Here is an 18,591-nt window from a genome sequence, read left to right on the forward strand (position 1 = left end):
TCATGGCCGTGGACGACACCGCACCACGAGCCCTACGCCAAGGCCCCATCGCACTCGCAGAGCTGTTCGATGCTGCGCTAAAAGACCTTGTGCCCAAGCCCGCCCCCAGCGCACCTGCGTCTACACCGGCACAGTCGCCCACGCCCACCTCCGGCGATGCTTTCCTGTTCAGTGGCAACCGGCACGAGACGGTGCCACGCAAGTTGTTCCTCGACCGTCGCTTGACGCCGCTGGAACGAAACGCCTGGCAAGTGTTCCGGCTGATGCTCAACGACGATGGCGTAACCGCATTTCCCACCTACGAGCAGTTGCGGCCCTGGCTGGCGTCCATGCCCTGCGCAGGCCAGGCCTCGCATGAAACCGTGGCACGGGCGCTGACACTGATGCGCCTGACTCGCTGGCTGAGCCTGGTTCGGCGACGGCGTGACCCCAAAACCGGCCGCATCCTCGGCAATCTGTACGTGCTGCACGACGAACCCTTGACACCGTTCGAGGCCATGCAGCTCGACCCGGACTACCTGCAACTCGTCAGCCAGGCGCTCGGCCATTCTGCCAAGGCCGTGCAGATCGTGGGCCTGCACACGCTCAAGGAAATCGGTGAAGACCCATTACTGGCCGGACGCACCCTCCCGTCACGGTTGCAGGTGATGGCCGAACGTCTCGCCAAGCAGGACCTCACGGCCAGCGATAGTTATCCACAGGAAGACGCCATTCACGACTCCGAAGAAGGGGCTCCGAGCCTTCTTCGGAATGGCGAACGCCCCTCTACGGATTCCGAAGCAGGGTCGAAACCCGCGCCAGACGTCTCTCTTCGGAATCCGAAGCAGGCCCGTACAGTACGTAGTAGTTGTATTAATGAAATACGTACTACTGCGCAGGCGCGCGCGCTGGGCGATCTGCAATGGCCCAAGCGCTTTGCGCAACTGAAGGCGGAACAGCAGGCGGGTGCCAAGGTGGCATTGCAGCAGGTTGATGCCTCGCTGAGGCAGGACGTGCTGGACGAATGGGCCGCGCGTTGTAGCAACCACGGCATCCGCAATCCCGCAGGGTATCTGTTCGGCATCATCCAGCGGGCCATCCACGGTGAGTTCAATGCCTGGGCAAAGAAAGACCCGCCACCGGCACCCACTCAACCAAACGAACGGCCACCACCCGCACCGCCGGCCCAAACGCAGGGTAAGCCGGTGCCACCAGAAGTCGCCAGGCAGCACATCGAGCGGCTTCGAGATCTGCTCGCCAGCAAGTGAGCAGGCTGGCAAGGCGGTGAAGTGGACACCCATGGATGCCAATAGAGCTATCCCCTGGGGATAGTTCCACCGTTGGGGCGGATGCTGTGCAGTCGCAGACCTGACATCGAACATCTGCCGCAGCAGCGGCGTTGCCCGTCCTGATCCCGACGTGCAGCGTTCGTTGGCGCTCCATGGAGCTATCCCCTGGGGATAGCTCGCGCCGCATGCGGCCACCACGCGCTGAACCGGGGTCTGGCTGGTTTCGGTTTGTTGACTGACTGCCTTCCGCTTCCTGCCGAAGCTGACCGCTCCTTTTCCCACAACGAGCGGACACCATGGCAACCAATGAACCTCTGCAACTGAATCTCGGCTCCCTGCGCAGCGCGATGTCGCTGACGCTTCACACGCACCACGCCTCGCGCATCTGGCATGGCCGTGCCGCCGCCGAGGGGCGACCGGGCATCGTCGGCCTGAACGGCTACATCGCCCAAATGAACAAGATGCGGCGCGGTTCGGAGCAGGACGACCCGTACTCGGATTGGTGGATGCTGCGCATCGAGGCCAAGCTCGACCAGACCAAGACCACGCTGCAATCGCTGCGCGAGCAGGTGGATCAGGCACTGGCGAGCGTGCCGCCGGCACTCAGCCTGGGCGAGAACCTTAACGTGCAGCCCGTCAAGTTGCCGCTGTTCGTCAATGCGCAGCTCGGCTTTGCCGCCGTCTATCTGCTGGCCGACTACGACGACATCGCCCGCAAACTGATCCTCGCCCACCACACGGCGCTCATCGACCGCAGCACCTTGGAGCGCTGGCTTAACGAGGGCGCCCATGCACTGCGCAGCCTGTTTTCGCTGGCCCAGCAATACCGCTATTCGGGCTGCACGCGCGACGATTTCGTGTCAAAGAACGCCGCAGCACGGGCGGCGTTGGAGAAATTCGGCGAACTGCCCCAGGACGTGCTGGAAGGCACGCGCCGCTCGAAGTTCGCGCCGCCCATCGTGCGCCGTGGCCTGCAACAGCGTGCTCAGAGTCCTGCTGCAGCGCCTGCCCCCAACGACGCGGCCACCACCGACGAGCCCGCCACTGACGCAGCACCCGAAGTCAGCGCCGGCGAGGTCGAGGACGAGCAGGCATGAGCGATCCGAACCGCGAACCCCGCTACTTCCAGGGCCTGCAACAGGCTGCCTTCATGAAGCTGGAACACGCTGCCTCTCTAAAAGGCCTTTTAAAGCCTTTTAAGGGTAAGGGGGATCTTGAGACCTGGGCCAGTCAGTGTTTCGCCATGCGCGACGAGTTGATTGACATGGCGCAGCGGCAGGTGCTGCAACAGGCAGTCGGGCATCCCTTCCACCTACTGCCCGTGGAGTTGGCCCAGCAGACCACGGGCGCAGGCACGGCGTTTTTGCGCTGGCGCAAGCACGACCGCTCAGCCATGGGCGTAGCCCTGTGGCAGGAATTGATGGCGAGCACCGGCACGCCGGTCAACCTGCTGGCCGAGCTGCACGCGATCGAGCTTCAACGCATCACGCTGAACATGCAGATCAGCCTGTTGCACACCTTGGGCAGGCAGGCCCAGGAGTGCGCCAGCAAGGCCGCCAAGGCGGAGGACGCCTACCTGCGACGGCTCAAGTCCATCCCACCTGGAGTGCGTGATCGGTGATGGCATCGGACACCCCAGTACGCGCCCGACGCCGACGCGGCACGGGTATTTCAACCACCATGGAGATTGCAACATGAGCACGCATTTTTGGGGTGAAGGCAACATTGGCTCACCGCCCGAGTACCGGGAGTTCCCCAACGGCAACGACGAGCCGCGGCGCTTGCTGCGGCTGAACGTGTACTTCGACAACCCCGTTCCCACCAAAGGCGGCGACTTCGAGGATCGCGGCGGTTTCTGGGCACCGGTGGAAATCTGGCACCGTGACGTCGCACACTGGAAGGATCTGTACCAGAAAGGCATGCGCGTGCTGGTCGTCGGACGCATGGAGCGCGAACCCTGGACGGACAACGAGGATCAGCCGCGCGAAACCTGGCAGATCAACGCGCGCAGCGTCGGCATCCTGCCGTTTCGCATCGAGTCCGTGACCCTCAGCCCGAAGCCGCAGGATGCGGAGGCAAAGTCCCAGGCCGCCCAGGAACCGGCTGCGCCAAAAGAGCCGCGGCGTAGGAAGTGACCCGGTATGAGCCGGCCACTGTTCGCCGCTCCATGCACCCGCGAGCTATCCCCAGGGGATAGCTCCATCAACGTCCACCGGCTTCCACGCGCTCCCGAAAATCGCGGCTCCCGGCCCGCACCCCCCGGCTGCACGCCATCTCCACCCCAGCCATTCCATCCCGTGAAAGAGGTCGCCACCGCTCGCGACTTGTTTGCTGCTGCCCTTGGCGGTGCTCGGCATCCTCGATTCCAGCAACTCAATGAACCACGGAAATCGGATGGACGGACATGCGGCTGTTCTTGTGCGAGAAGCCCTCCCAGGGCAAGGATATTGGCCGGATTCTCGGCGCGACGCAGCGCGGTGAAGGCTGCCTCAGCGGCTCCGGCGTCACGATTACCTGGTGCATCGGCCATCTCGTAGAAGCGGCAGCACCCGAAGTCTATGACGCGGCGCTCAAGCGCTGGTCACTGGAGCAGTTGCCCATCATTCCCCAGCAGTGGCGGGTCGAGGTCAAACCCAAGACCGCCACGCAATTCAAGGTCGTCAAGGCGCTTCTGGCGAAGGCGACCCATCTCGTCATCGCCACCGATGCCGACCGCGAGGGCGAGCTGATCGCCCGCGAGATCATCGACCTGTGCGGCTACCGTGGTCCCATCGAGCGCTTGTGGCTGTCGGCGCTCAACGATGCGTCGATCCGCACCGCGCTCGGCAAGCTGCGACCGTCGTCCGATACGCTGCCGATGTATTACTCGGCGCTGGCGCGTTCGCGGGCAGACTGGCTCGTGGGCATGAACCTCAGCCGTCTTTTCACGCTGCTCGGGCGGCAGGCGGGCTACGACGGCGTGCTGTCGGTCGGACGTGTCCAGACCCCGACCCTGAAGCTGGTCGTTGATCGCGACCGCGAAATCGCGGCTTTCAAGTCGGCGCCGTTCTGGGCCATCGACGTGTCTCTGTCCACAGAGGGTCAGGCTTTCTCCGCGCAGTGGGTTGCGCCCGACGGCTGCACCGACGACGCCGGTCGTTGCCTGCAACAGCCGGTCGCCCAGCAGGCGGCGCTGCAGATTCGCGTCGCGGACAACACCCAGGTGGTGTCGGTCGAGACCGAGCGCGTGCGCGAAGGCCCGCCACTGTTGTTCGACCTGAGCACCTTGCAGGAGGTCTGTTCCAAGCAGCTCGGGCTGGACGTGCAGGAGACATTGCAGATCGCCCAGGCCCTGTACGAGACGCACAAGGCCACGACCTACCCGCGCTCGGACTCCGGCTATCTGCCCGAAAGCATGTTCGCCGAGGTGCCCGCCGTCCTGGACAGCCTGCTCAAGACCGATCCGTCGCTGCGCCCGATCATGAGCCAGCTCGACCGCTCCCAGCGTTCGCGTGCATGGAACGACGGCAAGGTCACGGCGCACCACGGCATCATTCCGACGCTCGAACCCGCGAACCTCTCTCCTCTGAGCGAGAAGGAACTGGCGGTGTACCGGCTGATCCGGGCGCATTACCTGGCGCAGTTCCTCCCGCACCACGAGTTCGACCGTACCGTGGCTGAGTTTTCCTGCGGCCAGCAGATGCTGGTGGCCACCGGTAAACAGGTGGTCGTCAAAGGCTGGCGTCTGGTGCTGGCCGAACCGCAAGCGGATGAGGACGGCGACGACGCGGCGCGCAGCCAGGTGCTGCCCCCGCTGCGTGGGGGCCTGGCGTGCCAGGTGGCTGAGGTCGAGATCAAGGCGCTCAAGACGATGCCGCCCAAGCCCTACACCCAGGGCGAACTGGTCAAGTCGATGAAGGGCATTGCGCGCTTCGTGACCGACCCGCGCCTGAAGCAGAAGCTCAAAGACACGACGGGCATCGGCACCGAGGCGACGCGGGCCAACATCATCAGCGTGCTGATCGCCCGTGGCTACATCGTGAAGAAGGGGCGCTCCATTCGCGCATCGGATGCGGCGTTCACGCTGATCGACGCCGTGCCCGCAGCGATTGCAGACCCCGGCACGACGGCAGTGTGGGAGCAGGCGCTCGACATGATCGAGGCGGGACAGCTCACCCTGGACGTATTCCTCAGCAAGCAGGCCGCCTGGATTTCGCAGTTGATCGCGCAGTACGGCAGCATGTCCCTGTCCATCAAGCTTCCCCATGGGCCAGCATGTCCGCAGTGCGGCGCAGCGACGCGCCAGCGCACCGGCAAGAGCGGCCCATTCTGGTCGTGCAGTCGCTACCCCGACTGCAAAGGCACGCTGCCGGTCGAATCCGGTACGCCCAAGCGTGGCGCTTCGCGCTCGCGTAGCAGCGGCCGCAAAGGCGCCTGACTGACTCCGTTTCCCGTGGGCCGCGCCCTGTTTCAAAGGCGTGGCCCGTGTCCCGCACGCCCCTGCGGGTCGCCCAGCGCGCAACACCTTCTTGTCCGTGTGCGCGTCCCGCCCAGCCGTCCCCGGCTGCGGGACCTGAAGGTAGCTTTTCCGCGAACCGTCTCCCGCGTGTTCTGCTGGTCTGTGTTTCTCCCGCCCACTGCGAAGGGTCCCCCGATGGCTTACCAGGCAGCGCGAGCCACCCGGAGACCCTTTGTGGTCAGCGGTATTCGGTGCCGGTGCCCACCGGCGCAAAAACGGGCTCCCTTTGTGCGCGGATGTGCGCCAGACGATGCCGGCCCCAGCCACGACATGGGCCGGGTGTGATTGCTGATGAGCAGACGGTTCTAGCGACGACCGGGCCTGCAACAGCCCACGGGTGGTTATTTCCTCCCGAGCCGAAGGTCAGCGAGCCTTCGGCATCTTCATCTCGCCGATCAACGTTCCGAGCCAACGGCCGGCCACAGCAACAGGAAACCGACGCATGCAACAACCGGAGAAAGTACGAGCCGCGTTCGAGCGCGACCTTGGCAACAAGGTGCTGTTCATCAAGGGCGGCAAACTGCTGTTCATCGATGGCATCAATCTCAAGGCCATCGCCGACCGTAAGGCGTATTTCGCTTCGCTGCGTGCGCGGCAGGCGCAACCCATTGTGGTCCTGGCCGAACTGGGACAGGACGAGGCATTCGCCCTGTGGAAGCAGCATGTCCTGGGCGACACGACCGAGTGAGCCAACGCACCCACGCCCCCCCCCTGACAGCCCGCACTCGATGCGGGTTTTCTGTCTCTGCGCCCATCAATCCGGGCTGGGCCGAATGTCGTTTTCCAACTGACGCAGCGCGGCCCCCGGACGAAGCTGCCCGCATGTTCGCTGATTCGTCAGCACATGCCAGCAGCCATGGGTTCCAGGCTGCCGTGGGTTCTTCCCGCGTAACCCGCCAGTCCGTATCGCATCAAGTCTGCGGACACGCGCCCCCGTGACGCCGATGCTTTTTATCCACCGCGTGCGGGAGCTGCCATCCCGTGAGGGACAAGGCCCCGCTTTTCCAAGGAGCCTACCCATGTCCCACAAAGCCTCTTTCGGCCAGTTGGCCTTGACCTATTGCGGCAAGTTCCTGCCGCTCGAAGTCCTGCAAAGCGCCGCCGGCCACTACATCGGCACGCGCGATACCGAAGGTCCCGTTTCGCGGGAATCGCACGAGTACTTCCGCAGCCATGCGGCGGCTCAACGTGCCCTCGAAAGAGGCGGCTGGTCCCAGCTCGCCATTCCCTGATCCAACTGGAGGAATCACGCCATGAATCAACTGCTGCCGCAGGAAGTCGTCGATCAGATCATGCGGGAAGAGCAGCATTTCGCTGCCGCGCCCCAAGCCTTCTTCGAGGCATGGAAGCGTGGTGCCGAGATCGCTGGCCCCGAATGGTTCGGCGACGGCACCCGTGACGGCCTGAACCAGGCCAAAAGCAAGTGGGATCTGCGTCCCAACATGCTGCGGCTCAACGATGCCCTCGGTGTCCTGAGCAGCGGGCAACGCATGTTTCTGTCCGCCATGGTCAGCTTCTACAACGCGCACGAGGGCGGTGCCATGCTCAAACGCTGCCATTTCCACGGGCTGTCGGACTTCGACGGTCTCGACTTGGAACGCCGCAAGGTCATTGCCGACTTGATGCTGAACTACAGCGGCTGGTGAGCCCGTTTCCGGCACACCCCCGTCTTTTCGTTCCCCACGAGGGACATGCGCCCACACAGCCATGCCCCTCGATTTCCTTTCCGTTGCCCAGCGTAAAGCGGCTGAATCAAAGCCAACGATCAGCGCCGACTGACGCATTTTCCCCTTTCAACCCACCGGGTCCAATTCCCGGTGGCGGGAATTGGCTCCATTATTCAATCTGGAGAGTTCCCATGTCCCAGAATCCCAATCCCTTTCTCCGTGGCTACTGGAATTTGAAGATCGTCCGCACGCTGTCCATCAGCTACGAGGACGGAATTCCGCATGTCTGGCGAAACATCCACCCGAGCCAACAACATCTTTCCGACGAGGAATTGATTTCATCGTCCTGCATCGTCACCAGCGATTTTGCGGTGGTCACGAACGGCTCTGAACCTGTGAGTGCCGAAGCACTGGCCGAATGCGATGCCGATGAAGGCGTTAACGGCGAAGGCGTGATCGGTGCCGTGGTCTATGCCATTCATGGCGAGGACTTCGACGGCCGCCTGATCCACGTCGGTGACAGCTATTCGGTCGAAGCCGCGCGGGAAGTTGTGCAGCGCCTGAGTTTCGAGACCGGCTACTACAGCCGATGCTGGGAGATCAGCAGCGCGCACATCAGCCAGGAAACCGGCCAGTACCTCGCCAACCTGGCGGACCTTGCCACGCCGGAGGCCTTTTTGTTCATCGCCTTTCGGGTTCCGTACAGCCCGGCGATCGGCGTCAAGCTGATCTCCACGCCCTGGACGGACAAGAACCTGGAGCACGCCGAGGGCATCACCGCCGAGCAGCTTCGGCAGGAGCACCGCAGCAAGGGCATGCCCGCCGACCTGGCGAACATCCTGGAGCTGGCTGGCCAGGCCGATGTGCGCATCCTCATCCTCGACGCTGACGCGCCCGTGTTGCTGGGCCTGCCGCTGGCCGAGCCCTAGCAAACACACCACGCGCCCACCTTCCTCTTTGCCCTCCATGCCAGCCCGTCTCCTTTCTGGGAGCCGGGCTGGTCCAATTCCATAGGAGCACTTTATGTTCCCCGACCTCATCTCGCCCGCACGCGACTTCGAGCATCAGCTTGGAGCCTGCGTCAACGCCATGGGCCAGGACGACGCCATCGGCCAGATCCTGGTATTCGAGCGCTTGAGCGGCATGCTGCACATGCGCCATATCGCCAGCGCCGATCTGGCAGACACCGACATTGATGCCTACGAAATGGTCGTCTTCGACGGCGGCAATACCGGCGGCGACTCGTGGAAGCACGTGTTCTTTCCACGTCAGCGCGAACACTACTTCGTGTACCAAGTCTGACCACCCAGCCGCTTTCGAGGGGCCTTTTCTTGTCGCGGCGCAGGAAAGCGGGTGCGGCGCGGTGCGGTTTCCTGAGCGCAGGCCGCTCACTCAAGGGCCATCTTTACCCCATGTTCGTCGGCGTTGCCGACACATGCCCAGGCAGCCAAGACCTTCAAGGCTGCAAGCGCGGGAAACCGTGCTGGTTGTTTCTTTCTACGGACGCATCGCGCCCATCCACCCACAAGGGACCTCTCCCTTGCGGGCGGGGAATCCCTTGTTCTTCCTCAAGGAGATTCACATGGATCGCTCTCTTATCAAGACCCTGATGCCTTCGCTGGTCGCAGGCCATGTGCCCCGCAACGTGCGGTCGTTCAAGTACCGCGTGTTCGATGATCAGCCACAGTCCTCGACACTGGGCTTTGTCATTGATCCCCAGCCCTTCGACGGCAAGGTGGTCGCAGCCAGCGAAGACGCCATCGTCGTCAAGCTCAAGCCCAGCGAGTTCGCGGTACTCGATCCCAACCTGGTGACCACCGTTCCCAGCGAGGGCACCAAGGTGCATGTCCAACCCTATGCCCGTCGTCGTTTCGACGGTCTGCGTGCGGACACGCCAGAAGAGCGCACCGAGATGATGTCCGACGGCACGCCCTACACCGTCAAGACACACATCCTCGGCTCCGCGCCGGCCAAGTTGCCCATTCCCGAGCCGCAGTGCATGGAACTGGGTCAGCTCATCGAGCAGTTGGAGGAAATGCCGGCGCCCGACGGGTTCCGGCGCATCACCCACATGCTGGTCGATGCGGGCGCCCACGACTTCACCTGGGTCGATCCGACGCCGTCCAGGATCATCGAAACGCCTCCGGCGATCAGTTTCACGGTTTCGACCGCGAAGTTCGCCGGCCAGGTGACGATCCTCTACCAGCCCGGCAGCGATACCTATGCGGTGGAGCTGCGCCGCGACGGCGAGTTGGTCGATCGGCACGACGAGGTGTATTTCGACATGCTCGGCGAAGTGCTGGAGCGACTCATAGACGACGGGCGCTGGCGCCTGATCGACGTGAGCGTGATCGGCGCGGAGACGTCCCGACGGCGCCGCGCTGTACCGGCGTGACACCACGAAAAGTACCAGGCGACATGCCCCCACAGGCTCTCCCTCCATTCGGAAGGAGGGCCTTTTTTCTGCCGTGGGAGATTTCATCAAAGGGAATCGATCGGATACCGATTGATGGCTGCCTCGCGCGCGAGGCCTGGCCATGCTGAGCCCATGCCTGCTGACGTTGTCAGCGACATGCCAGGCAACCATCGGTCTTCGAGGTTGCGGCGCAGTTCCCACTGCGTGACCGAGCCAGCTCGCACCGCATCCATCCGCGAGCGGCCACCAGTCTCTGGTGGTGGATGCTTTCGCCTTATCAACCCATCGCGGGGTTACGCACCTTTCCCCGCTGCGTGGGGCCGGTGTGTCTCCGCTTCATCCCTATGGAGATTCACCATGAGCACCACGTCCAACGAGAAATCGTATTTCGACCTCCACACCTCGGGCATCGGTTACATCCAGCGTGCCCGTGAAGTGCCTGTTCGGGGCGGCCGCCGTGCGCAGCCTTTCCTGGCATGCACCATCGCCGCGCTGGTCGGTTCCGCAAAGGATCCCAGCTATCGCTATTTCGACGTCAAGGTCTCGGGTGCCGAGGCCAAGAAGCTGGTCGAGCGCTACATCGGCGTTGACGATCCCAAGCAGCGCCCACTGGTGCGCTTTCGCCTCGGCGACCTGTGGGGCGATGCGTATATCCGCGACAAGGGTGAGCAGAAAGGCCAAGCCGCCGCGTCCCTCAAGGCGCGACTGCTCAAGGCCGAGCCGCTTGACCGGGCCGAACTGGCTTCGATCAGGCAGCACGAGCTGGTCACCCGCGGCATCGGCTACCTCAGCCGTCCGAAGGACGTCACACCCAAAGATGGCGACCCGTTCCTCTCTTGCACCGTCGCCGCTCTGGCCGGGCCTGTCGATGAACCGGAGTATCGGTACTTCGACACCATCGTCACCACCCCTGAAGCCGAGCATCTGGTTCGCCGGTGCGTGCAGGCCATCGAAGGGGACTGCAAGGTGCTGATCGCTTTCCGTCTCAACGACATGAAGATCGATCCGTACATCCGCACCAAGGGTGAGCGCGCTGGGGAACCGGCCGCAAGCCTGGATTCGACACTGATCCACATCGGCCTGATCAAGATCGACGGCACCAAGGTCTATCCGACGAGCCCCGCGCAAGCAGATTCGCCGCCGGCCCAGGACGCTCCCGCGCCCGAAGCCGAGGACGCCGCCCCCGCTGCAGATCAGCCTGCCGAGCCCGCCGAGTGCGAGCCCGAAGGTGAAGTCGAGGAGCAGGAGCCGGCATTGGCTGCTTCGTTCTGATCCGGCATGGCCCCTCATGGGGCCTTGCCGCTTCTCCTTGCTGCATCTGCAGCGTCCTCCATCCGCATAGCGCGCTCGCGCATTTCTTCCCCCGAGTTCCGCGTGGTCAGACGGCCGCGCGGTTGTCGCATTTTTCACAGGAGAACAGCCATGTCTCTGGCATCCCGTTTTGCTCCGCAGTCCCCGATCCTGCGCTCAGATCGCCCGCTCTCGGACGACCGCATTCGCGCCATTGCTCCATCAATCTTCGCCGACGCTCCGCATGGGAGCCGATCCGAGCGGTATGCCTACATACCGACCTCGACCGTGCTCGCCAAGCTGCGCCAGGAGGGTTTCGAGCCCTTCATGGTGTGCCAGACGCGCGTGCGCAACGAGGATCGGCGCGAGCACACCAAGCATCTCATCCGACTTCGCCATGCCAGCCAGATCAACGGCGACGAGGCGAACGAGATCATCCTGCTCAACAGCCACGACGGCACGAGCAGTTACCAGATGCTGGCAGGCATGTTCAGATTCGTCTGCCACAACGGCCTGGTCTGCGGCGATACCACCGCCGACATCCGTGTCCCGCACAAGGGGGATGTGGCCAGCCAGGTGATCGAAGGCGCCTACGAAGTCCTTGAAGGCTTCGAGCGCGTGAAGGACTCGCGCGATGCGATGCGCACCATCACCCTCAATGAGGGCGAAGCAGAAATCTTCGCGCACTCAGCGCTGGCACTCAAGTACGACGATCCTGCCAAGCCGACGCCTGTCACGGAGCGTCAACTGCTCGCGCCCAGGCGCTGGGACGACCGCAGGGATGACCTGTGGGCCGTCTTCAACCGTGTCCAAGAGAACCTCGTCAAGGGGGGCCTGAATGGACGCTCGGCCAATGGCCGCAATCAGCGCACCCGCCCGGTGCAAGGCATCGACCAGAACCTGCGCCTGAACCGGGCGTTGTGGCTCCTGGCCGAAGGCATGCGCCAGCTCAAGGCGTGATGCCAAGTGGACCTTGCCCACCTCGGGCGAGGTTCATTTCCTCTCATCCACCGGCTGCCACCAGCCGTCCGTCATTCATCATCAGGAGTACCACCATGACAGCCAAATCGGCACCCGAGCAATCGGTTTCGCCCATCATCGTCCCCGGCCAGCTCACGCTGCGTACCATCCGCGGCAAGAACGGCCCCTTCACGGTCGGACGCCTCGCCACGCACCTTGGTACGTTCGAGGTCAAGGACCCGGAGCTGGAGCAATACCCCGAAGGCAAGTACGACGGGGAGTTCATCATCAGGTACATCTTCCCGAAGTCCTACCCGGTCGGTGGCGGCATGCGCTTCGAGATCCGCGCCAGCCTGGACGGAATGACGCTCTACGACATCGACAAACTGAGCCGTGACGAAGCACGCAGCTTCGCCACCCAGGACCTCGATCCACTTGATGAAGAGCTGGGCGCACAGCCTGCAACAACACCGGCAACACCGGCCAAGCCCAGCAAAACCTCCAGGCCCGCCAAGCCCGCACCCGTACAGGCATCCACAGACCCGCTGGTCGATACCACGCCCTTCGGCGTGGATGCGCCGACGCCCGCTGCGGCAACTGCTCCCTGCAGTACCGAAGATGGCGACGCCGCGCTGTTCAGCTTGCTCTGGCCGCTGGGCGAGTCCGTGAAACTGGATTCGACCATCGACCGCCGCACCCTGCGCGCGCAGATCGTCCGCCTGGGCGAACTGGGCTACGCGCTGGACTTCAAGACGCAGGAGTGGAGCCGCCAGGCCGAACTGCAACCTGCGTAGTACTGGGCACCGCATCTGCGGTGTGCTTCATCCACCCGCCGGGGGTCTTCCCCACCGGGGAGGCTTCTGGCTCAATTTTTCCAGGAGGCCTCTCATGGGCTGGTATTTCTTACCCCAATCGCGGTCTGAACTGATCGCGGAGTTGATCGCACCGCAAGAGACCGAACGCGCCAGCGTGAAGGTCATCGCCCACGCGCTGCGTGGCAACGTCCTCTGGTCTGTTGTGCAAGTGACGGCCAAGGCCGAAGGCGTACACCGTGATCTCGCACCGGGCCAGTCCCTGTGCACCATCCGCTGCGATCTGCTGGAACGCAGCGGCGGCCAGTGGGGCTATAAGCCACTGGACGAATCCATGCACCCGTACTACTACTCGTGCCCGCTGTCCTATCTGAACCTCGCACCGGAGCAATCCGCCGACTGGCGTGCAGGCGTTCGCGCCTACCACGCGCGGCGGCGCACATCCAAGGAAGCCACAGCTCCAGCTACGGCGCTGACGGTCTGAGTCAGGGACGCCTTTTTTCCACCCCAAGGGGCAGTGCTTGCCCCCTGCGGGCGGTGCTGTTCCCGTTCATCCGAGGACACCACCATGCCCGCAAACACTTCTTCCACCACGCTGTACCGCATCGACGAATGCCCGGACGTGATGGCCGACGCTTGCGTCGGCGATGACCAGGGCAACCTGATCTTCCTGTCGATCTGGGCACGGGACACCGCCGTCCAGCAGTTCCTGGCTCGCCTGACCCTCGGGCGCGACGAGCAGGGCCTGGAGCAGTTCCACCTCATCACCGACCAGGGCAGCAGCGTCCCGGTGTTCGTCAGCAACGTCGATCGCCTGGAAAAGCGCATGACCCGCGCCTACCGGCGAACGCTGTTCGGTTCGCTGTCCAACGTGTGGCTGTTCGATCGGCGCTGCGTCAAGCCCGACAAGGCCAACGCCAGCGCACTGGCATTGCTGCCCCGCGATAGCGACCACCGGCTTGACCGCCTGTGGACGTTGGTGCAGGACACCTGCCCACTGCCGTTGCTCGACCACTGGCGCGAAACCGTGCTGGAACTGCTGCAAAGCCGCGAGATGCTGACCCGTCTGCCATTCGCCCTCGGGCCTTTGGTGGGCCATCGGCTCGCCATCGACGTGCCGGCGCTGACCCTGGCGCTCGGCTCGCTGATCCGCAGTGACGTGCTCACCGCCTATCCCTATCCGGCCAAGATTTGGACGCCGGAAACGGTAGCGGCTTGACCCACCTGCGCAGGCACGCCAAGGCGCGCCTTCGCCAATCATCCCCGCCAACCAGGAGACTTCCATGGCGCTCATGTTCCCGCGGCTCGCCCGCAATTTCGTGAAGAACGGGTACTTCCCGACCGACGAACCAACGCTCGAAAGAGCCCTCAATGCACTGATGCCCAGTGCGCCTGAATCCAATGGGCCGATGTGCATCCTCGATCCCTGCGCCGGCGAAGGCGTGGCGATTGCCGAAGCGGCTCATGCCCTCGGGCGCGAGCATGCCAAGGCGTTCGCCGTCGAGTTCGACGCAGAGCGGGCGCGCCATGCCCGCGGCCTGGTCGATCACTGCCTGCACGCGGACCTGATGGACACGATGATCTCCAAACAGTCCTTTGGGCTGCTCTGGCTCAATCCGCCGTATGGCGACCTGTCCAAGGACGTCAACGGCAACATTGGCTATCAGGGTCAGGGCCGTGCCCGCCTCGAAAAACTGTTCTACCAGCGCACGCTGCCCCTGTTGCAGTACGGCGGCGTGCTGGTCTTCATCGTTCCCGGCTACGTGCTCGACGCCGAGCTGGTCGGCTGGCTGACACGCCACTACACCGATCTGCGGATCTACCGAGCGGTGGAAACGCAGTTCAAGCAGGTGGTGATCTTCGGTCGCCGGGTGCGCCAGCGCGAGCAGACGCCCGATGGCGTCAAGGCCGTGCGCAATCTGCTGCTGCAGGTTGGGCTTGGCGAAGTCGAAGCCGAGGAGCTGCCGAGCGAATGGCCGTTCCTGCCGTACATCGTCCCCACCAGCCCGGCAGAGCCGGGGCATTTCTTCCGCGTGACGATGGAGCCGGAGCAGTTCGCCGATGAGGTTGGCAGGCTGCAAGGCCTCTGGCCGTCGCGGGATACGCAGTTGGGGGCCGCGCAGCAGACGCTGCGTCCACCGGCGCGGGCCTTGTCCCACTGGCATCTCGCCCTGGCTTTGGCCGCAGGCGCGATCTCGGGAGTCGTGCAATCCAAGGCGGGGCGCGTGCTCGTCGTCAAAGGTGACACCCACAAGGACAAGACGCTCCAGCGGGAATTCACCGAACGCGACGACGGCTCCATCGCCGAAACCCGCATCCTCACCGACAAGTTCGTTCCTGTCATCCGTGCATGGGACATGACGCCTGGCTCCGCCACGCGGGGCGAGGTGTTGACCATTCGCTGATCGTTTCTCCACCGCCGGCGGTTCGCCGTCGATTTTTTCCACCCACCGGGGTCCAGTCGCCCCGATGGGGTGCCGTGGCCCCTCCATCTCCAGGAGCCTTCCATGGCAGCCCAAGCACTTTCCATCAGCCAGACCCCGAGCCTGCGCTTCTCGCCCGGCCAGGTGGTCATGACCTGCGGCGTCGATGACCTGATCCAACAGGGCCAATTCAACCCGATTCCGTATCTGCGCCGCCACCTCGGTGGCGACTGGGGCGACCTCGACGACAGCGACAGGCGGCAGAACGATGCCGCGCTGAAGTCCGGTGAGGATCGCCTGTTCTCTTCCTACCAGGTCACACCCGGCCTGAAGCTCTGGATCATCACCGAATGGGATCGCAGCGTCACCACGCTGCTGTTGCCCAGCGAGTACTGATCTTCTCTAACGCGGGGCCACCGACACCCCTCAAGGGTGCTGTAGCCCCTCTACTCAGAAGAAAGCCACATGACATCCAACCAACATGACAAGCATCGCCGCAAACGGCTGTTCGAGATCGGTGCACTGGAGTTCAGCGAAGGCGTCGAACGCCTGATGAACGAAGGCCGGCTCGATCCCATGCCGTTTTTCGAACGCCACATGCGTGGCGACTGGGGCGACGTCGCCGACTACCAATGGCAACAGAACAACGCTGCGTTGGAGTCTGGTGAACGCCTCGATTCGTTTTACGTCGTCACCCGTGACCTGAGCATCCGCATCTTCACCGAAGCAGATCGCAGCGCGACCCGCATCGTGCTGCCGTCCGAGTACTGACCGCGAGTTGTCACCGCAGGCCACGAGCGCCTGCACTGTCCAACCACCGACGGTTCGCCGTCTCTCTTCCCACCACGGGGCATGCCATCGCCCCGCTGGGGTGGTGCATGTCCCATTTTTCTTTGGAGCATCACCATGTCCGTTGATCTCGACACCACCGCCAACGATGCAGCGCCCGTACAGGGCGAACTGCTCGAAGCGGAATCCAACCCTCTGACCCTGAGCCTTCAGGTTTTCGTCGGCGAGTTCGGCGACGAACTGCTCGATTCTCTCAACCGCGCCAACCCGCCGGTCTATGCCGGTCAAGCGCAGGCGCAGCGGCAACTCGTCGTTGCCAGCCTCAAGCGCAAGCTGTTCCAGGCCCAGGCTGAAGTTGTCCATGCCGCCGCCGAGCTGCTGGTCGATCAAGGCGAGCGCGCTGCGATCGTCAATGGCGAAATGGGCTGCGGCAAGACGACCGTCGGCATCGCCACGGCCGCCGTGCTCAACGCCGAAGGCTACCGCCGCACCCTGGTGCTTTCGCCTCCCCACCTGGTTTACAAGTGGCGGCGTGAGATCCAGGAGACGGTGGCCGGCGCCAAGGTCTGGGTGCTCAATGGCCCGGACACGCTGGTCAAGCTCATCAAGCTGCGCGAGCAGTTGGGTGTGCAGCCCACGGGCCAGGAGTTTTTCATCCTGGGGCGCGTCAGGATGCGGATGGGGTTCCACTGGAAACCTGTCTTCACCCAGCGGCGCACCCGCCACGGCGACGTGGCAGCCTGCCCGGACTGCGGCACACTCATCACCGACCTCGACGGCGAGCCGGTCAACCCGGTCGCGCTCGAAGCCGAGGAGTCCCGCAGGAAGTGCAGCCACTGCGCCGCGCCCCTGTGGACGCTGATCCGCCCGCGTAGCCTGTCCGGCAGCGACCAGTCCTCGGTCGTCCTCAAAGCCTTGAAGCGCATCCCGACCATCGGGGAAGTCACCGCACAGAAGCTGATGCAGAAGTTCGGTGACGGCTTCCTGGCCTCGATGCTGGGCGACAACATCCATGAGTTCATCAACCTCATGGATGGCAACGGCGAGCTGGTGTTTTCCGACCGTCAGGCCACGCGCATGGAACGTGCGATGGCCAACATGGAGTTTGGCTTTGGCGAAGGCGGCTACCAACCGTCCGAGTTCATCAAACGCTACCTACCGCAAGGCACGTTCGACCTGCTCATCGCCGACGAGGCGCACGAGTACAAGAACGGTGGCAGTGCCCAGGGCCAGGCCATGGGCGTGCTGGCGGCGAAGGCTCGCAAGACCTTGCTGCTGACCGGCACGCTGATGGGCGGCTACGGCGATGATCTGTTCTACCTGCTGTTCCGGGCACTGCCCGGACGGATGATCGAAGACGGCTACCGCCCGACCACGAGCGGCAGCATGACCTCGGCTGCGATGGCATTCATGCGCGATCACGGCGTCCTCAAGGACATCTACTCCGAGAGCGCCGGCACGGCGCACAAGACAGCCAAGGGCACCAAGGTATCGGTGCGCACGGTCAAGGCTCCCGGCTTCGGCCCGAAAGGCGTCTTGCGCTGCATCCTGCCGTTTACGATTTTCCTCAAGCTCAAGGACATCGGTGGCAACGTCCTGCCGCCGTATGACGAGGAGTTTCGTGAAGTCCAGATGGACGTGGCGCAAGCTGCGGCCTACCGCGATCTGGCGGGTCGGCTGACCGCAGAACTGAAACAGGCTCTGGCGCGACGCGATACGACCTTGCTGGGGGTGGTGCTCAACGTGCTATTGGCCTGGCCGGATTGCTGCTTCCGGTCGGAGACCGTGGTGCATCCGCGCACGCGCAACACCTTGGCGTTTGTCCCGGCTCAGTTCAATGAGTTCGAGATCAGCCCCAAGGAGCGCGAGCTGATCGACATCTGCAAAGCGGAGAAGGAACAGGGGCGCAAGGTTCTGGCCTACACGGTCTATACCGGAACGCGCGACACCACGTCACGCCTGAAGGGGCTGCTGGAGCAGGAAGGATTCAAGGTGGCGGTACTGCGCGCAAGCGTGGATGCCAGCCGCCGCGAGGACTGGATCGCCGAGCAACTGGACCGGGGCATCGACGTGCTCGTCACCAATCCCGAGCTGGTCAAGACGGGGCTGGACCTGCTGGAGTTCCCGACGATTGTGTTCATGCAAAGTGGCTACAACGTGTACTCGCTCCAACAGGCAGCACGCCGCTCCTGGCGCATTGGGCAGAAACAGCCCGTGCGCGTGATCTACCTCGGCTACGCCGGTTCCTCGCAGATGACCTGCCTGGAACTGATGGCCAAGAAGATCATGGTCTCGCAGTCCACCTCGGGCGATGTGCCCGAATCGGGGCTGGATGTTCTGAACCAGGACGGTGATTCCGTCGAGGTCGCACTGGCTCGGCAGTTGGTGGCTACCTAATTTCCACGCCATCGCCGGCCTAGCGCCGCCGGCTTTCTGTTCTTCCCACCTTGCAGCCACGTCCCGCAGTC

At 63.8% G+C, this 18,591-nt stretch carries 19 protein-coding genes and 1 pseudogene; all 20 read left to right on the top strand.

All coding sequences use genetic code 11. The features are described from left to right. Window positions 1-2: 2 nt before the first annotated feature. The 20 genes and pseudogenes from DFR37_RS14510 to DFR37_RS14610 all read left to right on the top strand — a co-directional run bounded on the left by DFR37_RS14510 (window position 3) and on the right by DFR37_RS14610 (window position 18,520). Window positions 3-1,247, top strand: a complete 1,245-nt coding sequence (locus DFR37_RS14510; protein ID WP_034004725.1) for an STY4528 family pathogenicity island replication protein — start codon at window positions 3-5, stop codon at window positions 1,245-1,247. A 317-nt stretch (window positions 1,248-1,564) separates the two neighbouring features. Beyond that, entirely contained in the window at window positions 1,565-2,365 is an 801-nt protein-coding gene (locus tag DFR37_RS14515) for a PFL_4669 family integrating conjugative element protein (RefSeq protein ID WP_012205957.1), read from the top strand. After that, on the top strand, window positions 2,362-2,889 hold the full coding sequence (locus tag DFR37_RS14520; protein ID WP_012205958.1) for a DUF3158 family protein: 528 nt from the start codon (window positions 2,362-2,364) through the stop codon (window positions 2,887-2,889). The genes DFR37_RS14515 and DFR37_RS14520 overlap by 4 nt, the downstream gene beginning before the upstream one ends. A gap of 73 nt (window positions 2,890-2,962) precedes the next feature. Next, the gene (locus DFR37_RS14525) at window positions 2,963-3,403 is read left to right on the top strand and encodes a single-stranded DNA-binding protein (protein WP_012205959.1); all 441 of its coding nucleotides are present in this window, start codon (window positions 2,963-2,965) and stop codon (window positions 3,401-3,403) included. A gap of 269 nt (window positions 3,404-3,672) precedes the next feature. Further along, window positions 3,673-5,685, top strand: a complete 2,013-nt coding sequence (locus DFR37_RS14530; protein WP_012205960.1) for a DNA topoisomerase III — start codon at window positions 3,673-3,675, stop codon at window positions 5,683-5,685. Between the two features lie 538 nt (window positions 5,686-6,223). Beyond that, window positions 6,224-6,454: pseudogene (locus tag DFR37_RS14535) on the top strand (hypothetical protein); the annotation flags it as partial. Between the two features lie 331 nt (window positions 6,455-6,785). Continuing rightward, window positions 6,786-6,998 carry a hypothetical protein gene (locus DFR37_RS14540; protein WP_003158617.1) on the top strand — a complete coding sequence of 71 codons (213 nt, stop codon included), beginning with the start codon at window positions 6,786-6,788 and terminating at the stop codon, window positions 6,996-6,998. A gap of 21 nt (window positions 6,999-7,019) precedes the next feature. Next, entirely contained in the window at window positions 7,020-7,412 is a 393-nt protein-coding gene (locus DFR37_RS14545; protein WP_012205962.1) for a hypothetical protein, read from the top strand. Between the two features lie 212 nt (window positions 7,413-7,624). Beyond that, window positions 7,625-8,362, top strand: a complete 738-nt coding sequence (locus DFR37_RS14550; RefSeq protein WP_012205963.1) for a DUF5983 family protein — start codon at window positions 7,625-7,627, stop codon at window positions 8,360-8,362. A 94-nt stretch (window positions 8,363-8,456) separates the two neighbouring features. Then, the gene (locus tag DFR37_RS14555; protein WP_012205964.1) at window positions 8,457-8,735 is read left to right on the top strand and encodes a hypothetical protein; all 279 of its coding nucleotides are present in this window, start codon (window positions 8,457-8,459) and stop codon (window positions 8,733-8,735) included. Window positions 8,736-9,015: 280 nt separating this feature from the next. Continuing rightward, entirely contained in the window at window positions 9,016-9,828 is an 813-nt protein-coding gene (locus DFR37_RS14560) for a hypothetical protein (protein WP_012205965.1), read from the top strand. Between the two features lie 378 nt (window positions 9,829-10,206). Continuing rightward, window positions 10,207-11,121, top strand: coding sequence for a DUF3577 domain-containing protein (locus DFR37_RS14570; RefSeq protein WP_026383897.1), 915 nt, complete (start codon window positions 10,207-10,209; stop codon window positions 11,119-11,121). A gap of 150 nt (window positions 11,122-11,271) precedes the next feature. Next, window positions 11,272-12,099 carry a DUF932 domain-containing protein gene (locus DFR37_RS14575; RefSeq protein WP_113934045.1) on the top strand — a complete coding sequence of 276 codons (828 nt, stop codon included), beginning with the start codon at window positions 11,272-11,274 and terminating at the stop codon, window positions 12,097-12,099. Window positions 12,100-12,194: 95 nt separating this feature from the next. Then, entirely contained in the window at window positions 12,195-12,893 is a 699-nt protein-coding gene (locus tag DFR37_RS14580; RefSeq protein ID WP_012205968.1) for a DUF3275 family protein, read from the top strand. A gap of 94 nt (window positions 12,894-12,987) precedes the next feature. Continuing rightward, entirely contained in the window at window positions 12,988-13,395 is a 408-nt protein-coding gene (locus tag DFR37_RS14585; protein WP_113934046.1) for a hypothetical protein, read from the top strand. Between the two features lie 84 nt (window positions 13,396-13,479). Further along, window positions 13,480-14,130, top strand: coding sequence for a hypothetical protein (locus tag DFR37_RS14590; protein WP_012251144.1), 651 nt, complete (start codon window positions 13,480-13,482; stop codon window positions 14,128-14,130). A 40-nt stretch (window positions 14,131-14,170) separates the two neighbouring features. Next, the gene (locus DFR37_RS14595; protein WP_223723579.1) at window positions 14,171-15,316 is read left to right on the top strand and encodes a DUF6094 domain-containing protein; all 1,146 of its coding nucleotides are present in this window, start codon (window positions 14,171-14,173) and stop codon (window positions 15,314-15,316) included. Between the two features lie 102 nt (window positions 15,317-15,418). Further along, the gene (locus DFR37_RS14600) at window positions 15,419-15,730 is read left to right on the top strand and encodes a hypothetical protein (protein ID WP_012251142.1); all 312 of its coding nucleotides are present in this window, start codon (window positions 15,419-15,421) and stop codon (window positions 15,728-15,730) included. 69 nt (window positions 15,731-15,799) lie between these two features. Next, a complete protein-coding gene (locus tag DFR37_RS14605) occupies window positions 15,800-16,105 on the top strand; it encodes a hypothetical protein (RefSeq protein ID WP_008266046.1) in 306 nt (101 codons plus the stop codon). A gap of 135 nt (window positions 16,106-16,240) precedes the next feature. Beyond that, a complete protein-coding gene (locus tag DFR37_RS14610; RefSeq protein ID WP_033990589.1) occupies window positions 16,241-18,520 on the top strand; it encodes a helicase-related protein in 2,280 nt (759 codons plus the stop codon). Window positions 18,521-18,591: the final 71 nt, after the last annotated feature.

It is taken from the genome of Eoetvoesiella caeni (genome assembly GCF_003315175.1).
GTDB classification, from domain to species: domain Bacteria; phylum Pseudomonadota; class Gammaproteobacteria; order Burkholderiales; family Burkholderiaceae_B; genus Eoetvoesia; species Eoetvoesia caeni.